Annotated in this window: 15 protein-coding genes; 3 read left to right on the plus strand and 12 right to left on the minus strand. The window is 57.1% G+C overall.

The features are described from left to right. Positions 1–162: 162 nt before the first annotated feature. From GHO41_RS07410 to GHO41_RS07425, 4 genes are all read right to left on the minus strand, one after another. Positions 163–3471, minus strand: coding sequence for a DEAD/DEAH box helicase (locus GHO41_RS07410; RefSeq protein WP_153433300.1), 3309 nt, complete (start codon positions 3469–3471; stop codon positions 163–165). Positions 3472–3494: 23 nt separating this feature from the next. Next, the gene (locus GHO41_RS07415) at positions 3495–4238 is read right to left on the minus strand and encodes an S-methyl-5'-thioinosine phosphorylase (RefSeq protein WP_048368705.1); all 744 of its coding nucleotides are present in this window, start codon (positions 4236–4238) and stop codon (positions 3495–3497) included. Positions 4239–4263: 25 nt separating this feature from the next. Beyond that, positions 4264–5274 (minus strand): beta-N-acetylhexosaminidase, encoded by a 1011-nt coding sequence (gene nagZ, locus GHO41_RS07420; RefSeq protein WP_153433301.1) that lies wholly within the window; start codon positions 5272–5274, stop codon positions 4264–4266. 170 nt (positions 5275–5444) lie between these two features. Beyond that, positions 5445–6152, minus strand: coding sequence for a TetR/AcrR family transcriptional regulator (locus tag GHO41_RS07425; RefSeq protein WP_048368707.1), 708 nt, complete (start codon positions 6150–6152; stop codon positions 5445–5447). 261 nt (positions 6153–6413) lie between these two features. Between GHO41_RS07425 and lexA the strand changes: the two genes are divergently transcribed. Both lexA and sulA read left to right on the plus strand, forming a co-directional pair. Next, positions 6414–7022 carry a transcriptional repressor LexA gene (lexA, locus tag GHO41_RS07430; protein WP_048368709.1) on the plus strand — a complete coding sequence of 203 codons (609 nt, stop codon included), beginning with the start codon at positions 6414–6416 and terminating at the stop codon, positions 7020–7022. Between the two features lie 11 nt (positions 7023–7033). Continuing rightward, positions 7034–7507 carry an SOS-induced cell division inhibitor SulA gene (sulA, locus tag GHO41_RS07435; protein ID WP_048389319.1) on the plus strand — a complete coding sequence of 158 codons (474 nt, stop codon included), beginning with the start codon at positions 7034–7036 and terminating at the stop codon, positions 7505–7507. 74 nt (positions 7508–7581) lie between these two features. Here sulA and GHO41_RS07440 read toward each other — a convergent pair whose 3' ends face one another. The 7 genes from GHO41_RS07440 to GHO41_RS07470 all read right to left on the minus strand — a co-directional run bounded on the left by GHO41_RS07440 (position 7582) and on the right by GHO41_RS07470 (position 16181). Further along, entirely contained in the window at positions 7582–7815 is a 234-nt protein-coding gene (locus GHO41_RS07440; RefSeq protein WP_019408701.1) for a hypothetical protein, read from the minus strand. Between the two features lie 118 nt (positions 7816–7933). Further along, on the minus strand, positions 7934–8455 hold the full coding sequence (locus GHO41_RS07445) for a DUF6586 family protein (RefSeq protein WP_153433302.1): 522 nt from the start codon (positions 8453–8455) through the stop codon (positions 7934–7936). A 441-nt stretch (positions 8456–8896) separates the two neighbouring features. Further along, positions 8897–11524, minus strand: a complete 2628-nt coding sequence (gene topA, locus GHO41_RS07450; protein WP_153329633.1) for a type I DNA topoisomerase — start codon at positions 11522–11524, stop codon at positions 8897–8899. Positions 11525–11638: 114 nt separating this feature from the next. Further along, positions 11639–11875 (minus strand): DUF1653 domain-containing protein, encoded by a 237-nt coding sequence (locus GHO41_RS07455; RefSeq protein WP_048368808.1) that lies wholly within the window; start codon positions 11873–11875, stop codon positions 11639–11641. 86 nt (positions 11876–11961) lie between these two features. Then, entirely contained in the window at positions 11962–13137 is a 1176-nt protein-coding gene (gene fadA, locus GHO41_RS07460; RefSeq protein WP_048368713.1) for an acetyl-CoA C-acyltransferase FadA, read from the minus strand. Positions 13138–13164: 27 nt separating this feature from the next. After that, a complete protein-coding gene (gene fadB / locus GHO41_RS07465) occupies positions 13165–15312 on the minus strand; it encodes a fatty acid oxidation complex subunit alpha FadB (RefSeq protein WP_153433303.1) in 2148 nt (715 codons plus the stop codon). Positions 15313–15743: 431 nt separating this feature from the next. Beyond that, a complete protein-coding gene (locus tag GHO41_RS07470) occupies positions 15744–16181 on the minus strand; it encodes a hypothetical protein (protein WP_153433304.1) in 438 nt (145 codons plus the stop codon). A gap of 115 nt (positions 16182–16296) precedes the next feature. On the opposite strand from GHO41_RS07470, the gene GHO41_RS07475 reads away from it, so the two are divergent. Further along, positions 16297–16737: a universal stress protein gene (locus GHO41_RS07475; RefSeq protein ID WP_048368809.1), complete on the plus strand. Its 441-nt coding sequence runs from the start codon at positions 16297–16299 to the stop codon at positions 16735–16737. Positions 16738–16811: 74 nt separating this feature from the next. On the opposite strand, the gene GHO41_RS07480 is transcribed toward GHO41_RS07475, so the two are convergent. Next, positions 16812–18728, minus strand: a complete 1917-nt coding sequence (locus tag GHO41_RS07480) for an ATP-binding cassette domain-containing protein (RefSeq protein WP_153433305.1) — start codon at positions 18726–18728, stop codon at positions 16812–16814. Positions 18729–18783: the final 55 nt, after the last annotated feature.

Here is an 18783-nt window from a genome sequence, read left to right on the forward strand (position 1 = left end):
CGCAACACCTGCGTTCGGCCAGCGTGGTTTAACGGGGCCTCTCAGATCAAAAGCCAGATCAAGATCAAAAGATCGCGAGACAAGCTCGCTCCTACAGAGCCTTTAGAATCAATCACTTATTTTATGTTTGATAGGAGTTGGCTCCTACATAACCCGCGTACATTACCCCTTCAGTGGGGCGAACAACGCGTCAATGTCACTCTGCTCAAGCTTCCAGCCACTGTTCAAGCTGCCTTCTAAAACACCTGCAGCCAAATGCGCTTTCTTCTGTTGCAACGCCTGGATTTTTTCTTCCACGGTGCCGCGGGCAATCATCTTGTAAACGAATACGGGCTTATCCTGACCAATTCGGTGTGCACGATCAGTGGCCTGGTTTTCAGCCGCCGGATTCCACCATGGATCGTAATGAATCACTGTGTCAGCCGCTGTCAAATTAAGACCCGTACCTCCGGCCTTCAAGCTGATTAAAAAGAGTGGAACTTTGCCGTCCTGGAAGTTTTTAACCGGCGTGCGCCGATCCTTGGTATCACCGGTCAGCAGCGAATAGGCAACGTTGCGCTGCGCCAGCTCTTGCTCTATCAATGCCAGCATTGAAGTGAATTGTGAGAACAGCAAAATCTTTCGGCCTTCACCCAGCAACTCTTCAATGATTTCCATCAAGCTGCCCAGCTTTCCAGTCAACGTCCACTTGGTAGTCACGGCTGATGCGCTCTTGACCAAGCGCAAATCGCAGCACACCTGACGCAGTTTGAGCAACGCTTCGAGGATGATGATCTGACTGCCGCCTATCCCGCTGCGCTTGATTTCATCACGCACCTTTTTGTCCATTGCAACGCGAACGGTTTCATAGACATCACGCTGGGTATCGCTCAAGTCAACCCAATGCACGATTTCAGTTTTCGCGGGTAATTCAGCGGCAACCTGCTCTTTGGTTCGGCGTAACAAAAACGGTTTGATACGCGCCGTCAGGCTGTGCATGCGCTCACTGTTGCCATGCTTTTCGATGGGCGTACGGTAATCACGATTGAACGCTTTGTTATCACCCAACCAACCCGGCAACAAAAAGTGAAACAAGGACCACAGCTCACCCAAGTGGTTTTCCAAAGGCGTACCAGACAGACACACACGTTGTTTTGCCTGCAACTGCCGTGCGGCTTGGGCGGCCTTGCTCGTCGGATTTTTAATGTTCTGTGCCTCATCCAGAATCACAACACTCCAGACGAGAGGTTCAAGTGTTTCCAGGTCACGTGGCAATAAGGCGTAGGTGCTCAAGACCAAATCGTAGTTTGCCAACTGATCGAAATCTTTTTGGCGATTGTTTCCATGCAAGGCCAGCACTTTGAGTTGCGGGGTAAAACGCGCCGCTTCGTCGAGCCAGTTAGGTATCAGACTGGTGGGCATGATCGCCAGAGCAGGCGAGTCAAGCTGACCGTTCTGCTTGAGTTGCAGTAAATGAGTCAGGGCTTGCAATGTCTTGCCCAAGCCCATGTCGTCACCCAGGATGCCTCCTACCTCAAGCTCACGCAGCGCTTGCATCCAGTTGACGCCTTCCAGTTGGTAAGGACGCAGCGTGGCGTTTAATCCCTCTGGCGCAGGCACCGCGACATAGTCTGACTGCTTGAGGCGCTTGGCAAAGTCACGCTGACGCTCGCCCCCTTGCCATACCAGCGGTATATCGTCCAACGCACTGAGGCGTGCGGCATCCAGAGCACTCAGGCGCAATGAATTGCCTCGATGCTCGTTTAAATACAACTCGCTGAGGGTTGTCATCAGCGGCTTGATCCGGCCATAGGGCAAGACCACGTTCAAGGCTGGCTTTTGCAGCCCATATTGATAAGTCGAATAATGAAGATTGACCAACATCGGCTCGTCATCCTTGCGCAGAGCCATGGATTGCGGGTCTAACAGTTCAGGGTTGCGTCTCAACACGTTAAGCAAAATCGGTAACAGGCTATAACGTTGGCCATTGACCTCAATGCCCAACTCCAGATCAAACCAGGCATGCTCTGGCCCTTCCTCGATATCGGCGTACCATTGCCCGACTTCGTGGAGTACAAAGTGAAAGCCTTGATTGATTACGATCTGCCAGCCCAAGCCACGCAAGCGCTCCAGATCAGATTGGACAAAATTGATCCAGCCCGCATCACTCACTTGTTCAAATAGCTCACCGGTCACGCCGGGCAATGGGGCACTTTGACCTATCACTCTTTTGAAGCCGACCTTGAGCAGTGCCTGACGAAGCGCTTTTTCAGCCGCTGGCTGGCGCTGGATACGCTGGGTTTCACTGCCCGACAACACACGTATTTCGCTGGACTTTTTATCTGCTACAGAGTGACCCGCGTAGCTGAAACCCAACACGGCACGGTGTTCAAAGGGACGGGGGGCGCGCCACGAGGTCTGCACAACGCTTCCCAAGGTCAAATGCGCTAGGGGAGTAATATCGTCGACAACCCGCTCAGTCAGTGTGACCGGTGCAGCTACCGTATCGACTATGGCACGCATGCGATGACTGAACTCCAGGGCATGCTGCGCCGGAATGTCCGGAGCCACAAGCAAGTGACAAGCCAGTTTGTCGCTCAAGTCATACTGCAGCGGCCCAACGTGCATCCGTTCGACGTCAATGTAGTGCAGCGGTTCAAGCGCCAGAACAACATCCAGCGGCTGGTCAGAGGCAAACCATTGACCGCGGTAATGACCGTTCGCTTGTTCAACCCAATTGAAGATTGCAGGGCGCGGCGGCGAAGCAACCAATGGTTGCTGCGAGTCAACATCGAGAAACAGCCGTGACGTTTCAAGGAGTAACTCAAGCAGTTCACTGCCGATACGCCCTTTGAGCTCTACGCCTGACACATAGCTCGCGTTGCTATGGCTGGCTAAAAACAGACGAATAAACTTAAGGTCCGACTCAAGCACGTAATTGGGCGAATTGTGCACGGTCTCGTGGGTAAACGTGCAGCGCTGCAAATCTCTAAGGCTGCCGTCTTGCAGACGTCGGCCCGTGAAGAACTCTACCTGCCAACTCCCCTTTTGGCGGTTTGACACAAGCCGATATAAAAGGCATGTGTCGTTGTCTTTTTTAGCAGGACCCGCGGCACTCTTGCTGCCTGAAAGGGCATCAAGCCAACGTTCCAGGCCAGTGCCCATGTTCTCACCAAGCCTTTGCAGCCGTTCTTGAGACTGTGTGCTGAGCACATAATACAAAACAGCAGCGCAGTGCTTGCAATCAAAGGCGACCGGACAAGTACATGAACAGTTCAGAAACTGTTCACCTGCAAGATCAGACTCGATACCGATCAGTTGTTCGTAGGCATAACCTTCTCCACCCACGCACGTGGCATGTATGCAGACGTCATCACTACTGAGCAACTCGACACGATCTTCTCGAAAGTACTTGCGTCCACGTTCAAGGGCGCCCTTGCTAAAGCCAATAGCCCAGTCGCCACTGTGCAACAGGTTTTCTATAGAGAGCATTCACTGCACTGCCTGATTAACTATCAATGGTGGTCGGTCAACACCCGCGCCAGGGTCGCTTTAACTTTGCCCATGCCGTCGTGCAGCGCCTGCTCGATTTCAGCCATGGTAATCACCGCTGTGGTCTTGCCCGCTGCCGGATTTACCACCAGCGCCAGACACGCGTAGTCCAGGTCCAGTTCGCGGGCCAACGCCGCTTCAGGCATGCCGGTCATGCCCACAATGTCGCAGCCATCACGCTCAAGACGGGCGATTTCAGCCACGGTTTCAAGGCGCGGGCCTTGGGTTGCGGCATAGACACCGTGGGTGCTGTAGGAGCAGCCTTCGGCCGCCAGTGCGCTGATCAGTTTTTCACGCAGGGCTTCGGTGTAGGGAAAGCTGAAGTCGATGTGGGTTACGTGCTCCAGATCACCAGCGAAATAGGTGTGCTCGCGGCCGCTGGTGTAGTCAATCAACTGGTGCGGCACGCAGAAATGCCCGGTGCCCATCGCCATGTGAATCCCGCCCACGGCATTCACCGCCAAAATCGCCTCGGCACCTGCCTGCTTCAAGGCCCACAGGTTGGCGCGGTAGTTGACCTGATGCGGCGGCACCCGGTGCGGATGGCCGTGGCGTGCTAAAAACAGCACTTCACGGCCGCCAAATTCACCGATCTGGATATCGGCTGAAGTCGGGCCGTAAGGCGTGTCCAACGCCAGCGAACGGCTGATGGTCAAGCCGTCGAGTTGGGTCAGCCCCGTGCCACCAATAATTGCGTAAACCGTCATTGAATCTGCCTCTTGAGCACGTGCATTAATCAATCAATTGAGCATCTTTAAGGGCGCCCGTGGCCACCAACCAGCGCGGGTCCTGACGGTAGTCGGTGCTGGCCCAGGCTTGCGCACGCATCCGCGCAATACGCGCAGAAGGCGTGACTTTAAGGCGCTGAGCAGCACTGAGGGCCAACTCGGCAGCCGCACGGTCGTTGCACACCAGGCCCATGTCACACCCGGCAGACAAGGCGGCCTCAATGCGGCTCGCCGCATCGCCGACCACATGGGCACCGGCCATCGACAGGTCGTCACTGAAAATCACCCCGTCAAATTGCAGCTCGCCCCGCAAAATGTCCTGCAACCAGCGACGGGAGAACCCGGCAGGCTGGCTGTCGACTTGCGGGTAGATCACGTGCGCAGGCATCACGCCTGCCAAGTGCTTGCTCAGACGGGCAAACGGCACCAGATCATGGCTGCGAATCTGCTCCAGGCTGCGTTCATCAGTCGGGATGGCGACATGAGAATCAGCCTCTGCCCACCCATGCCCCGGAAAATGCTTACCGGTCGCGGCCATGCCCGCCGCGTTCATCCCGCGAATAAAGGCGCCTGCCAATTGCGCGGCGCGCTCTGGGTCTCCTTCAAACGAGCGAGTCCCCACCACCGCACTGCGCTGGTAATCGAGGTCCAGTACCGGAGCAAAACTCAGGTCCAGACCGACCGCCAATACTTCGGTGCCCATGATCCAGCCACACTGCTCGGCCAAGTACTCGGCGTTGGGGGTGTCGGCGATTGCGCGCATCGCCGGCAGGCGGACAAAACCTTGGCGCAGACGCTGTACGCGGCCGCCCTCCTGGTCGACGGCCAACAGCAAATCCGGGCGAATGGCGCGAATCGATGCACTCAACTCACGCACCTGGCGCGGGTGCTCAATATTGCGGGCAAAGATGATCAGGCCGCCCACTTCAGGCTGGCGCAGCAATTGCCGGTCTTCAGCCGTCAACCAGGTACCGGCGACGTCCACCATCAAGGAACCTTGCAAGGCAGAACTCATGGGAAATCCTTAAAGAGAGAAAGCGCTTATCAACCGGCTCTTCACGCTAGGCACAGCAAGGCGCGCCGCGTACCAGAGCGGCAGCGGCGAAGAGCGAGACGGGAATAAGTCTGGGTTGGGCATGGCGGCTAGCTTAGCGGAACAAAGCTGCCGCGCCCACCCGCACGCGGTCAAACCTTGGCGGCGACCGGTGGGGTTTTGGTCCGGGGGCGAAGCTGCGCGCTGGCCATGGCGGGGTCGGTTACACCACTGTCGGCACGCATGCCGGCCGCAAGGAAAGGCACCATCAGGCGCATCACCTGCTCGATCGAGGTGTTCACCCCAAAATCGGTTTCGGCGATGGCCCGCAAGGCCTTGATCCCAGACATGCTGAACGCCGCCGCACCGAGCATAAAGTGCACACGCCAGAACAGCTCAATTGGCGGGATCTGCGGGGCGGCTTCGTTAACCAGCAACATATAGCGGCGAAACACCTTGCCGTACATGTCTTCGAGATAACGCCGCAAGTGCCCTTGACTCTGACTGAAGGCCAACCCGAGCAGGCGCATGAATATAGACAGGTCATTACCACTGCGTGGCTGGATTACCAGCGCCTGCTCGACCAGCATCTCCAGCAGTTCTTCAAGGCTGGGGCGCTGCTCAGGCTTGGCCTGACGGCGCTCCAGCTCGCGGTCCAGATTGGCGCAGAACGGCCCCAGAAAACGCGAGAAAACAGCCTGGATCAAGGCCTTTTTGGAACCAAAATGGTAATTGACCGCCGCCAGGTTGACCGAGGCTTTGCTGGTAATCAGCCGCAATGAAGTTTCAGCAAAACCTTTTTCCGCGAACAGCTGCTCAGCAGCATCAAGGATACGTTCAACGGTTTCCGACTGGGCCATGGCTACTCCGCCTGACAAAACATTAAAACATCTGTTTGAAACATACGTTTCGACTTGTAAAAAGTCAAGGCGGCGTGTTCGGTTTGCGACCGGGCGGTCTCGCATTTAACCACAGCCGCCGCCAGCAAGGCTTTGCCTTCTATTAGGCGAACCCTGCAAAGCATTGATGACCGTCCAGCGGACGGCGGAAAATGGAGGATTGCCAATAAGCCTTCACTGTATATAATTCCAGTCACTGTATAAAAAGACAGAGCGATCACCATGTTAAAACTGACGCCACGCCAAGCTGAGATCCTGGCCTTCATCAAGCGATGCCTGGATGACAACGGATACCCGCCCACCCGTGCCGAGATCGCACAGGAACTGGGCTTCAAGTCTCCGAACGCCGCTGAAGAACACCTCAAGGCCCTTGCTCGCAAGGGTGCCATCGAAATGACCCCGGGCGCCTCACGCGGTATTCGTATCCCTGGCTTTGAAGCCAAGGCCGACGAATCCACCTTGCCCATCATCGGCCGGGTCGCTGCCGGTGCGCCGATCCTGGCGCAAGAGCACGTCGAAGAGTCCTGCAACATCAACCCGACGTTCTTCCATCCGCGCGCCGACTACCTGCTGCGGGTCCAGGGCATGAGCATGAAGGACGTCGGCATCTTTGATGGCGACCTTCTGGCTGTGCATACCTGCCGCGAAGCCCGCAACGGCCAGATTGTGGTGGCCCGTATCGACGACGAAGTGACCGTCAAGCGCTTCAAGCGCGAAGGCAACAAGGTCTGGCTAATCGCTGAAAACCCGGATTTCCAGCCCATTGAGGTCAATCTCAAAGAGCAGGAACTGGTTATCGAAGGCCTGAGCGTCGGCGTCATACGCCGCTAATAGGAGACGTCATGCAGTTCCCACACACACCGCTGCCAGCACAACTCCCCTTGTTCGAAGTGTTCATGGCACAACCCATGGCCCCTGCGATCAAAGAAGTGCTCGATGCACCCTGGAGCGCCGAACCTGAAGTTTTCAGTGAGTTGTCGCTGCGCGGTGCTGCCGGAAACTGCCTGAACCTGCTGGCGCCCATGCTTCGCGAACTCAGCGAGCAACAAGACGACCGCTGGCTGACCCTGATTGCCCCGCCTGCCAGCCTGACACAAAGCTGGTTGCGCGAGGCCGGGCTGAACCGCGAACGCATTCTGCTCCTGCAACCCAACGGCAACAAAAGTGCTTTGCAACTGACTTGCGAAGCACTGCGCCTGGGCCGTAGCCATACTGTGGTCAGCTGGATCAACCCGCTGACTGCCGGTGCTCGCCAACAACTGGTCAGCGCAGCACGTACCGGCCACGGGCAAAGCCTGAATATTCGTTTGGGTTAAGCGGTTGTCGCTAACTGCCACAGTGCTTGTGCGCCCTGCACAAGCCTGCCAGTGATGCCTGCCAGCCTGAACACTTAGTGCAGGATGCGCGGGCCTTCATCTTTTTCAAGCTCGCCTTCGGCCAATCGGCCTGCCATCTGAACACCGACGCTGAGCATGGCTTTGGCCACCTCAACGTGCTGGCCTTGAAGAAAGGCCTTGGCATCTTCAGAAAAGTTAAGCGTCACCAAAGACCCCTCGTCTTCAGCCCGGCGCAACTCGATACGGCCGTCTGGTAATTCGACAATTTCTAGAAAGGACGTTGGCATAAAGGTTTGTTCTCCACGAAAGCGCGGGATTATATCAGTCATCCATTGTAATTTTTCCAGGATATGAGCCTGTTTCATTACCGACTGATGAATGACTGTACAGTTTTATCCGCGACCTTCAACACTCATTTAGTCCGTCACGAAACCTGATGGCCAAACTTTTTAGGTTTTGGCGCCACTCCTCCAGCGTATCGCGGCTTAATTCCTCGGGTGCTTCATCCTCCAGATTGACCGCCTCAATCAGGGGCTGAAAAACGTCTGCCTTAACCTTCTTCGGCGCCTGCAACGGCTGGTACAACGCTGCGTGAGTGGCAACCAGTTGCGCCAGCCAAGTGTGCGGCGCTCTGGCCAGTTCGACCATTTCTGCCAGCTCCGGAATGGCTATGGCGTCCAAAACTTCCTGAGTCAGCAGCAACTCGACCCGCGGAGCATTTGCTTGAGGCAAGCGATAAAAGCCGGCGATTTCATGGCATAAGCCGAGTAAAGCGCCATACAAATGAAAAATGGCCGATTCGCGTTCAGCCTGAACCAGCGCCTGAGCATTCATGGCCCGCCCCTCCCCGGCCTTGTTCATGGCCTCAAGGGCCAAACCGGCGAAATATATTTTCTGATTGGTACGGGTATAGAGTTCGTGAGCCATGTTGAGGCGCTCCACAGCGAATGGGTAAGGGCTGACAGCAGTCTCAGGTATAGGGGATAAGGGCGCAAGGCCATGATGAGAGGATTTTCACCCCAGGGTCAAAACATCCCCGTAGTCGCTGCCGAGGCACGAAGGCTGCGATGGGTAGCGAAGCCACCCCACCAAAGATCAAAAGATCGCGAGCAAGCTCGCTCCTACAAATTCGTTACGCCCGTACCTACGATTTGTAGTCGCTGCCGAGGCACGAAGGCTGCGATGGGTAGCGAAGCTGCCCCACCAAAGATCAAAAGATCGCGAGGCAAGCTCGCTCCTACAAATTTGTTACGCCCGTACCTACGATTTGTAGTCGCTGACGAGGCACGGAACTACCCCACCCAAAATCAAAAACCGCGCAAGGCATGCAGCCCTTGCGCGGTTTTTTGTGGTGCGGTCAGTTCAGTTTCAAGCGTCTTTATCTTTGCGCTTGTCTTCTACTTTCCAGCTACCACCGTCGTAGAACGCACGCCAGCCGGTCGGCTTGCCGTCTACTTCGGTCTGTACGTATTGCTCTTTGGTCTTGCGGCTATAACGAATCACGGCCGGGCGACCTTCCGGGTCTTTCTTTGGCGCTTCACACAAGAAGTGATACTTAGGATCAATCTCGTCCTTGTGCGGGATGATTTCGATCACCAACGGTGCGCGGGTCTCACGGTTTTTCGGGAACTGGCTCGCCGCCAGGAACAACCCCGAAGCACCATCACGCAGGATGTAGGTGTCGTCGACCTTCTCGCACTTGAGCTCCGGCATTTTCACCGGATCCATTTTCGGTGGAGCTGCTTCACCGCTTTTCAGCAGCTTGCGAGTGTTCTTGCACTCCGAATTGGTGCAACCAAAGAACTTGCCGAAACGCCCGGTCTTGAGCTGCATCTCACTGCCGCACTTGTCGCACTCCAGGCTCGGCCCTTCGTAGCCCTTGATGCGGTAGTTGCCTTCTTCGATCTCGTAACCCACGCAATCCGGGTTGTTACCGCAGATGTGCAGCTTGTGTTTTTCATCCAGCAGGTAAGCATCCATCGCCGTGCTGCAGATTGGGCAGCGGTGTTTGCCCAACAGCACCAGCGACTCGGACTCGCCCTCGTCATCCGCAGCGATTTCATCGCCCGGCACCAAATTGACGGTGGCCTTGCAACGCTCTTTAGGCGGCAGGCTGTAACCCGAGCAACCCAGGAACACGCCAGTAGAAGCCGTACGAATTTGCATTGGACGACCGCATTCCTTGCACGGAATATCGGTCATGACCGGTTCGTTGGCACGCATGCCGCCGTCCGGTGCTGCTGCTACTTCAAGCTTTTTCTTGAAGTCGCCGTAGAACTCGTCCAGCACGTTTTTCCAGTCGCGCTCGCCTTGTGCGACGTCATCGAGGTTCTCTTCCATGCCGGCGGTGAAGCCGTAGTCCATGAGGTCAGAGAAGCTCTCAGACAGGCGCTCGGTAACGATGTCGCCCATTTTCTCGGAGTAGAAGCGGCGGTTGTGTAGCGCCACGTAACCGCGGTCCTGGATGGTTCCGATAATCGCTGCGTAGGTCGACGGACGACCAATACCGCGTTTTTCCATCTCTTTCACCAGGCTCGCTTCCGAATAACGCGCAGGCGGCTTGGTGAAGTGCTGGCTCGGGTCCAGCTGGATCAGCTTGAGCACGTCGCCCTGGGCCATGTCCGGCAGTACATCGTCATCGCCAGGCTTGGTGATTTGCGGCATTACACGGGTGTAACCGTCGAACTTGAGGATACGGCCTTTGGCACGCAGCTCGAAGTCGCCTGCGGCCACGCTGACGGTGGTCGACAGGTATTTGGCCGGCAGCATCTGGCACGCCACGAACTGGCGCCAGATGAGCTCGTAGAGCCGCTCAGCGTCGCGCTCCATGCCCGACAGCTTGCTCGGGTGCATATTTACGTCTGAAGGACGAATCGCTTCGTGAGCCTCTTGTGCGCCTTCCTTGCTGCTGTACACGTTAGGCGTCGGCGGCAGGTACGACTCGCCGAACTCGCTTTCGATGTAAGTGCGCGCCATCGCGACCGCATCGGCCGAGAGGTTGGTGGAGTCGGTACGCATGTACGTGATGTAGCCCGCTTCATACAAGCGCTGAGCCATCATCATGGTTTTCTTCACACCGAAGCCCAGGCGGTTACTCGCGGCCTGTTGCAGGGTGGAGGTAATAAACGGTGCCGACGGCTTGCTGCTGGTCGGTTTGTCTTCGCGCTTGGCGATGGTGTAGCTGGAAGCCTTGAGCTTCTCCAGCGCGGCCATGGCCTGGGCTTCGTTCAGCGGCTTGAAGGCTTCGCCGTTTTCGCGAGCCACATCAAAGCGCACTTTCGCACCCTTGGCAGTGCCCAGGTCTGCGTGAACTTCCCAGTATTCTTCGGGGTTGAACGCACGAATCTCGCGCTCACGCTCAACTACCAGCTTCACCGCAACCGACTGCACACGACCAGCCGACAGGCCACGGGCAATTTTGGCCCACAGCAGTGGCGAGACCATGTAGCCCACCACGCGGTCGAGGAAGCGACGCGCCTGCTGTGCATTCACACGGTTGATATCCAGCTCGCCCGGCTTGGAGAAGGCTTCTTGAATCGCCTTCTTGGTGATCTCGTTGAACACCACGCGCTTGTAGCGGCTGTCGTCACCCCCGATGGCTTCGCGCAGGTGCCAGGCAATGGCTTCCCCCTCGCGATCCAAGTCGGTTGCGAGATAGATGGTGTCAGCATCTTTGGCGAGCCGGCGCAGCTCTTCGATGACCTTTTCCTTGCCGGGCAGGATCTCGTACTTGGCTTTCCAGCCATGCTCGGGATCGACCCCCATGCGCGAGATCAGCTGCTTTTGAGCTTTCTCTTTAGGCGACAGGGCCGGCGCTTCGCCCGCCGCTGCCTTGCCACGCTTGGCAGCAGGTTCTTTACTGGCGCTAGCCGAACCGCTGGTGGGCAGGTCTCGGATATGGCCGATACTCGACTTCACCACGTACTCGTTGCCCAAGTACTTGTTGATGGTCTTGGCCTTAGCCGGGGATTCCACAATGACCAGCGATTTGCCCATGGATCAGAAAATTCCTGAGTTCTAGAAGTGAAAGGCGGTGAGCGCCTGACGCGGCACCGCTATATATAGTGGCTACAAGGTGAGGTCAAGCACAGGGTTCTGCGCGACCAGGCCTCATGGCCGGGAAAAAATGCTCGGTTCAGCCTCAATCAAGGCAAAACGCGGGACTTGCTCACCGTCAACGATGACCGTCTCAAGGAACATGCTCAGCGGGCGAACCCAAAAGCCGAAATCGCCATACAGGGCTTGGTAAAACACCACTTCCTCTTCGGTTTCAGAGTGGCGAGCCACATTGAATACCCGATATTGCGGCCCTTTGTAATGCTGATAGAGCCCAGGTTGTAGCGGCATGTTGCGGCCCCCTGCAAGAAAAAATAAAAAAAAGCCTAAAAACAAAAACCGGGGCACATGGCCCCGGCTTCCATCAACGCAACGCTTTAAACGCGTTCGAAGACAGTGGCAATGCCCTGGCCAAGACCAATGCACATGGTGGACAACCCGAAAGTGCCGCCATTTTGCTTCATCACATTGAGCAAAGTGCCGGAGATGCGAGCACCCGAGCATCCAAATGGATGGCCCAGAGCGATTGCACCGCCGTGCAGGTTAACCTTCTCATTCATCTTGTCGAGCACTTTCAAATCTTTCAGCACTGGCAGGGCCTGTGCAGCGAAAGCTTCGTTAAGCTCAATGAAGTCGATATCGGCCATATTCAAGCCTGCGCGCTTCAATGCTTTTTGTGTTGCCGGTACTGGACCATAGCCCATGATTGCCGGGTCCACACCTGCCAGTGCCATCGAGCGGATCACGGCCAACGGCTCCAGACCCAGATCTTTGGCGCGCTGGGCGGACATGACGATCATGCATGAAGCACCGTCGGTGATCTGCGACGAAGTGCCCGCAGTCACGGTCCCGCCTTTAGGGTTGAAGGCTGGCTTCAAGGCGGCCAGGCTTTCCAGGGTCGTTTCCGGACGGATAGTTTCATCGTAGTCGAAAACTTTCAGGAAGCCGTTTTCGTCATACCCCTGCATCGGGATGATTTCGTCCTTGAACTTGCCTTCAATCGTTGCCTTGTGGGCCAACTGATGCGAACGCACGCCAAAGGCATCCTGTTGCTCACGGGTGATGCCGTGCATCTTGCCGAGCATTTCAGCGGTCAGACCCATCATGCCCGACGCTTTTGCCGCGTACAGCGACATGTGCGGGTTAGGGTCAACGCCGTGCATCATGCTCACGTGGCCCATGTGCTCGACGCCGCCCACGACAAACACGTCACCGTTGCCGGTCATGATGGCTTGCGCGGCAGTGTGCAGTGCGCTCATGGACGAACCGCACAGACGGCTCACGGTTTGTGCCGCCGACGTGTGCGGGATCTGGGTCATCAGCGACGCCATGCGCGCGATGTTCCAGCCTTGCTCCAGGGTCTGGTTAACACAGCCCCAGATCACGTCTTCGACTTCAGCCGGGTCAACCTTGCTGTTGCGCTCCAGCACTTTGCTGATCAGGTGCGCCGACATGTCTTCGGCGCGGGTATTGCGGTGCATGCCACCCTTGGAGCGGCCCATCGGGGTGCGACCGAAGTCGACAATCACCACGTCTCTAGGATTCAAGCTCATAATTTCACTCTCACTCTAATGGGGCGCTTAACCGAAGAAGCTCTGACCGTTTTTGGCCATTTCACGCAGCTTCGCAGTCGGGTGGTACAGCGCGCCCAGTTCAGCGTACTGATCAGCCAGGGCTACGAACTCTGCCACACCGATCGAGTCGATGTAGCGCAGCGCGCCGCCACGGAACAGCGGGAAGCCAATGCCATAGACCAGGCCCATGTCGGCCTCGGCTGGCGTTTCAACGATGCCGTCTTCCAGGCAACGCACGGTTTCCAGGCACAGCGGGATCATCATCCAGTTGATGATGTCTTCGTCGGTGACGTCGCGCTGCTCGTAGACAATCGGCTTGAGCACTTCAAGCACGCTCGAATCCACGACTTTCTTCTGCTTGCCTTTCTTGTCCGCCTCGTAGGCGTAGAAACCTTTGCCGTTTTTCTGACCCAGGCGGTTGGCTTCGTACAGCGCATCGACTGCCGAACGACGGTCGTCTTTCATGCGATCCGGGAAGCCTTCAGCCATCACGTCACGGCCGTGGTGACCGGTGTCGATACCGACCACGTCCATCAGGTAGGCAGGGCCCATCGGCCAGCCGAATTTTTCCATCACTTTGTCGATACGCACAAAGTCGACACCGGCGCTGACCAGCTTGGCGAAACCGCCGAAGTACGGGAACAGGACGCGGTTGACCAAAAAGCCCGGGCAGTCGTTGACCACGATCGGGTTCTTGCCCATTTTCTTGGCGTAGGCAACCGTGGTGGCAACCGCCAGATCACTGGACTTCTCGCCACGGATCACTTCAACCAGCGGCATCATGTGCACCGGGTTAAAGAAGTGCATGCCGACAAAGTTTTCAGGACGCTTGAGCGCCTTGGCCAGCAGGCTGATGGAAATGGTCGAGGTGTTGGACGCCAGAATGGCGTCTTCACGCACGTGGTTTTCCACTTCGGCCAGTACCGCTTGCTTGACCTTCGGGTTTTCAACAACGGCTTCGACCACCAGGTCAACGTTGCCGAAATCACCGTAAGACAAGGTAGGACGAATACCGTTAAGGATTTCAGCCATTTTGGCCGGGGTCATGCGACCTTTATCAACGCGGCCCACCAGCAGCTTGGCGGCTTCTGCCAGACCTTGCTCGATGCCGTGCTCGTTGATGTCCTTCATCAGGATCGGCGTCCCTTTGGAGGCCGACTGATAGGCAATACCGCCACCCATGATGCCGGCACCGAGAACGGCAGCCTGCTTCACGTCTTTGGCGATCTTGTCGTAGATCTTGGCTTTTTTCTTCAGTTCCTGATCGTTCAGGAACAAGCCGATCAAGGCACTCGAAGCCGAGGTCTTGGCCAGTTTGGCAAAGCCTGCCGCTTCAACTTCCAGCGCTTTGTCGCGACCGAAGTTCGCGGCTTTCTGGATGGTCTTGATCGCTTCAACCGGCGCCGGGTAGTTCGGGCCAGCCTGGCCTGCAACGAAACCTTTGGCGGTTTCGAAAGCCATCATTTGTTCAATCGCGTTCAGCTTGAGTTTTTCAAGCTTTGGCTGGCGCTTGGCCTTGTAGTCCAGCTCGCCGCTGATGGCGCGCTTGATCACGTCCAGTGCAGCGTCTGCCAGCTTGGCAACCGGCACCACGACATCAACTGCGCCGACTTTCAGCGCGTCTTCTGCACGGTTTTCTTTGCCCGAGGCGATCCACTCAACCGCGTTATCAACGCCGATCAGACGTGGCAGACGGACGGTGCCGCCGAAGCCCGGGTAGATGCCCAGCTTGACTTCTGGCAGGCCGATTTTGGCGCTGTCGGCCATGACGCGGAAGTCCGCAGCCAGGCACATTTCCAGACCGCCACCCAACGCGATGCCATTGATCACGGCAACAGTCGGGACGTTGAGGTCTTCGAAATCACTGAAGATTTTGTTGGCTTCGAGGTTGCCCGCGATCAGCTCGGCATCCGGCAACTTGAAGTTTTCGACGAATTCGGTGATGTCAGCGCCGACGATGAAGACGTCTTTGCCACTGGAAACGATGACACCCTTGACCGAAGCATCTGCCTTGATCGCATCCACTGCCTGACGCAATTCGTTCAGGGTTAGACGGTTGAACTTGTTGACGGACTCACCCTTGAGATCGAACTTGAGTTCGACGATGCCACTTTCAAGAGCCGTAACCGTGATGGCTTTACCTTCGTAAATCATCAACTGATCTCCACGATATGGAAGCTGAACAGTACACGTCGGACGCTAGCGTTTGGCTGTCATTGACCGTTGTGTCAATGCTGATGCCAATCCGCCAGGCACACCCGCCAACGCGATAGTCGGGATTCTGCGAGCATCGTCTGACAAGACAAACACCCGATTCATACGCCCGTTTGATTTGGGTGTCGACACCTTCACGGAAAAGCTAACGATTGTCAATTGTCCAAAACAAGGATGACAAAACGACTCACCGGTCAGATTTAAAACCCGCGCAAGAGCGGACAAGGATAGACAGGGTTTACGGCAGGACAGCACACCGTAGTCGCTGACGAGGCACGAGGCTGAGATACGGGCCGCAGGACCGTCGCTGAGGGGATCGCTTCGCAACCCATCGCAGCCTCGTGCCTCGTCAGCGACTACAAAATAGCGGTTTACGCCAGGGCTTTAAGCACTTGATCAATGGCTTGCAGGACGTCTGGCTCGCCTTTTTCGCCCCAGTACAAGGCAATCATCTGTGGCCCGGCTTCAACTTTGTACACGTTGGCCGGCAATTTATTGAACTGGGTCAGCAAGCGCTCATCCGTGCAGACTTCACGCCACTGATTGACCCATATTCCCGGCGCTGATTGCCAATAGCACCAGACTTCTGGCTTAGTACCGCGACGCGGACGATGAAACTGCGCACACGAGCCCGGCGGCTCGGGCTCAAGCCAGTATGGCCATTCCTGGCTCGCCAGTTGCATTGCCATCCCCATGCGCCTGGCCTCCAGGCGCAGTGCCATGCGACCACTCTGGCGCCGCGAAGGTCGCAGCCAGGCCAAAGGGCTCAGAACCAGCGCCAGGATTGACACCACTATCCATACCGTCATATTTCTACTCTCATCACTTTATAAACGAGTTGATCCCGATCCATAACACGCTTCAATAAACGGGCCATACTCATCATTAATCTCCCTTACAGGAACGCTTCACATGACCTCGCCGATGCCCTACAAACATATTTTAGTTGCCGTCGACCTGACCGAAGAATGCGACCCCGTAATCTATCGCGCCAGCGCCAGCGCTGAAGCGAACAATGCAAAACTGTCGCTCATCCATATCGTCGAGCCCATGGCGATGGCCTTTGGTGGTGACGTGCCCATGGACCTGTCACAGCTTCAGCAACAGCAGTTCGACCAGGCCAAGGCGCGCCTTGAGCGCCTGATCGACATCTATCCGCAACTGTCCAAAGACAACTGCCACCTCAAATACGGCCAGCCACGCCAGGAAATCCACGGCTTTGCCAAAGAGCACGGCTGCGAACTGATCGTCGTCGGCAGCCATGGCCGCCACGGCCTGGCGCTGTTGCTGGGCTCTACGGCCAACGACGTACTGCACGGCGCACCGTGCGACGTACTGGCCGTGAGCCTGAAGAAACCCGAGTAAGGCCCGCCTTGCGCCCAACAAAAAGCCCGGCCCCTGATTAAAGGGCCGGGCTTTTTGTTTCAACGCACCGTCACTCAGGCATCCAGCTCGGCCCAACGCTCAACCAATTGATCAAGCTCGTCTTGCAGCTTCTCCAGCTTGGCAATCACAGCAGCGGTTTCGGCGGCAGGACGCTGGTAAAAGCCCGAGTCAGCCATTTCAGCCTCGATAGCCACAATGGCCTGTTCTTTGGCGTCAATGTCGCCCGGCAACGCTTCCAGCTCGCGCTGAAGCTTGTAGCTGAGCTTCTTTTTCGCCGCAGGCGCAGGCTGTGCAGCAGCCGGTGCCGGTGCCGCGGTGACCACCGCCGAATTCAAGTCAGCCTTGCCCGACTTGCTTTCGGTGACGCCCAGCAGACGCGGCGAACCGCCCTGACGCAGCCAGTCCTGATAACCGCCCACGTATTCACGTACTTTGCCTTCACCTTCGAAGACCAGCGTGCTGGTGACCACGTTGTCGAGGAATGCCCGGTCGTGGCTGACCATCAGTACGGTGCCCTGGAAGGTCAACAACACTTCTTCGAGCAACTCGAGGGTTTCTACGTCCAGGTCGTTGGTCGGTTCATCGAGTACCAGCAGGTTGGCGGGCTTGCTGAACAACTTGGCCAGCAGCAGACGCGCGCGCTCACCACCCGACAGCGCCTTGACCGGCGTGCGGGCACGCTGCGGGCTGAACAGGAAGTCACCCAGATAGCTAAGGACGTGGCGGCTTTGACCGTCGATGTCAATAAAATCGCGGCCTTCAGCCACGTTGTCGATCACGGTTTTTTCCAGGTCCAACTGGTGGCGCAATTGGTCGAAGTACGCCACGTCGATGCGCGTGCCCTCTTCCACTTTGCCGTCGGTGGGTTGCAGGCCGCCCAGCATCAGCTTGAGCAGCGTGGTCTTGCCGGTACCGTTAGCGCCCAGCAGACCAATGCGGTCGCCGCGCTGCAGGACCATCGAGAAGTCTTTGACCAGGAACGGGCCGCCCGGGTGAGCGAAGCTGACGTTTTCCAGCACCATCACTTGCTTGCCGGACTTGTCAGCGGTATCAAGCTGGATGTTGGCCTTGCCGGTGCGCTCACGACGCTCGCTGCGCTCTACACGCAAGGCTTTCAAGGCGCGAACACGGCCTTCGTTACGGGTGCGACGGGCCTTGATGCCCTGACGGATCCACACTTCTTCCTGAGCCAGACGCTTGTCGAACAGCGCGTTAGCGGTTTCTTCTGCGGCCAGGGTGGCTTCTTTGTGCACCAGGAAGCTGGCGTAGTCGCCATTCCAGTCGATCAGGCCACCACGGTCCAGCTCCAGAATCCGGGTTGCCAGGTTCTGCAAGAAGGAACGGTCGTGAGTGATGAACAGCACAGCGCCCTGGAAGTCTTTCAAAGCCTCTTCCAGCCACGCAATCGCGCCGATGTCCAAGTGGTTGGTCGGTTCGTCGAGCAGCAGCAAGTCCGGCTCGGAAACCAGTGCTTGCGCCAGCAGGACGCGACGACGCCAGCCACCCGACAACTCGGCGAGGGTTTTGTCAGCCGGCAACTGCAGGCGGCTCAGGGTGCTGTCGACCAATTGCTGCAAGCGCCAGCCATCACGGGCTTCAAGGTCTTGCTGGACGTGCATCAGTTTGTCCAGGTCGGCATCGGTCACGATGTTCTGGCTGAGGTGATGGTACTGGGCCAGCAATTCGCCGACACCGTCCAGACCTTCGGCCACTACGTCGAACACTGTCCGTCCGTCGGCTACCGGCAACTCTTGCGGCAATTCGCCAATCTTGAGCCCGGGTGCGCGCCAGACAGAGCCGTCGTCAGGCTTTTGATCACCTTTAACCAGCTTCATCATGCTGGACTTGCCGGTGCCGTTGCGGCCGATGATGCACACCCGCTCTCCACGGGCGATCTGCCAGGACACCTTGTCCAACAACGGCGTAGAGCCGAAAGCAAGGGACACATCGCTGAATTTGAGCAGGGTCATGAGCTTCTCCAAAAACTGGGCGCGCATTCTACCTGATTTGAGCCCGCAGGCGGCC

This window comes from Pseudomonas sp. FSL R10-0399 (genome assembly GCF_009600165.1).
GTDB lineage: Bacteria > Pseudomonadota > Gammaproteobacteria > Pseudomonadales > Pseudomonadaceae > Aquipseudomonas > Aquipseudomonas helleri.

Coding starts and splice junctions, on each gene's coding strand:
- fadB (WP_153433303.1), bottom strand. CDS start 15,312: ATGATTTACGAAGGTAAAGCCATCACGGTTACGGCTCTTGAAAGTGGC.
- GHO41_RS07440 (WP_019408701.1), bottom strand. CDS start 7,815: ATGCCAACGTCCTTTCTAGAAATTGTCGAATTACCAGACGGCCGTATC.
- sulA (WP_048389319.1), top strand. CDS start 7,034: ATGCAGTTCCCACACACACCGCTGCCAGCACAACTCCCCTTGTTCGAA.
- GHO41_RS07480 (WP_153433305.1), bottom strand. CDS start 18,728: ATGACCCTGCTCAAATTCAGCGATGTGTCCCTTGCTTTCGGCTCTACG.
- GHO41_RS07445 (WP_153433302.1), bottom strand. CDS start 8,455: ATGGCTCACGAACTCTATACCCGTACCAATCAGAAAATATATTTCGCC.
- GHO41_RS07475 (WP_048368809.1), top strand. CDS start 16,297: ATGCCCTACAAACATATTTTAGTTGCCGTCGACCTGACCGAAGAATGC.
- GHO41_RS07415 (WP_048368705.1), bottom strand. CDS start 4,238: ATGACGGTTTACGCAATTATTGGTGGCACGGGGCTGACCCAACTCGAC.
- nagZ (WP_153433301.1), bottom strand. CDS start 5,274: ATGAGTTCTGCCTTGCAAGGTTCCTTGATGGTGGACGTCGCCGGTACC.
- GHO41_RS07410 (WP_153433300.1), bottom strand. CDS start 3,471: ATGCTCTCTATAGAAAACCTGTTGCACAGTGGCGACTGGGCTATTGGC.
- lexA (WP_048368709.1), top strand. CDS start 6,414: ATGTTAAAACTGACGCCACGCCAAGCTGAGATCCTGGCCTTCATCAAG.
- GHO41_RS07470 (WP_153433304.1), bottom strand. CDS start 16,181: ATGACGGTATGGATAGTGGTGTCAATCCTGGCGCTGGTTCTGAGCCCT.
- fadA (WP_048368713.1), bottom strand. CDS start 13,137: ATGAGCTTGAATCCTAGAGACGTGGTGATTGTCGACTTCGGTCGCACC.
- GHO41_RS07425 (WP_048368707.1), bottom strand. CDS start 6,152: ATGGCCCAGTCGGAAACCGTTGAACGTATCCTTGATGCTGCTGAGCAG.
- topA (WP_153329633.1), bottom strand. CDS start 11,524: ATGGGCAAATCGCTGGTCATTGTGGAATCCCCGGCTAAGGCCAAGACC.
- GHO41_RS07455 (WP_048368808.1), bottom strand. CDS start 11,875: ATGCCGCTACAACCTGGGCTCTATCAGCATTACAAAGGGCCGCAATAT.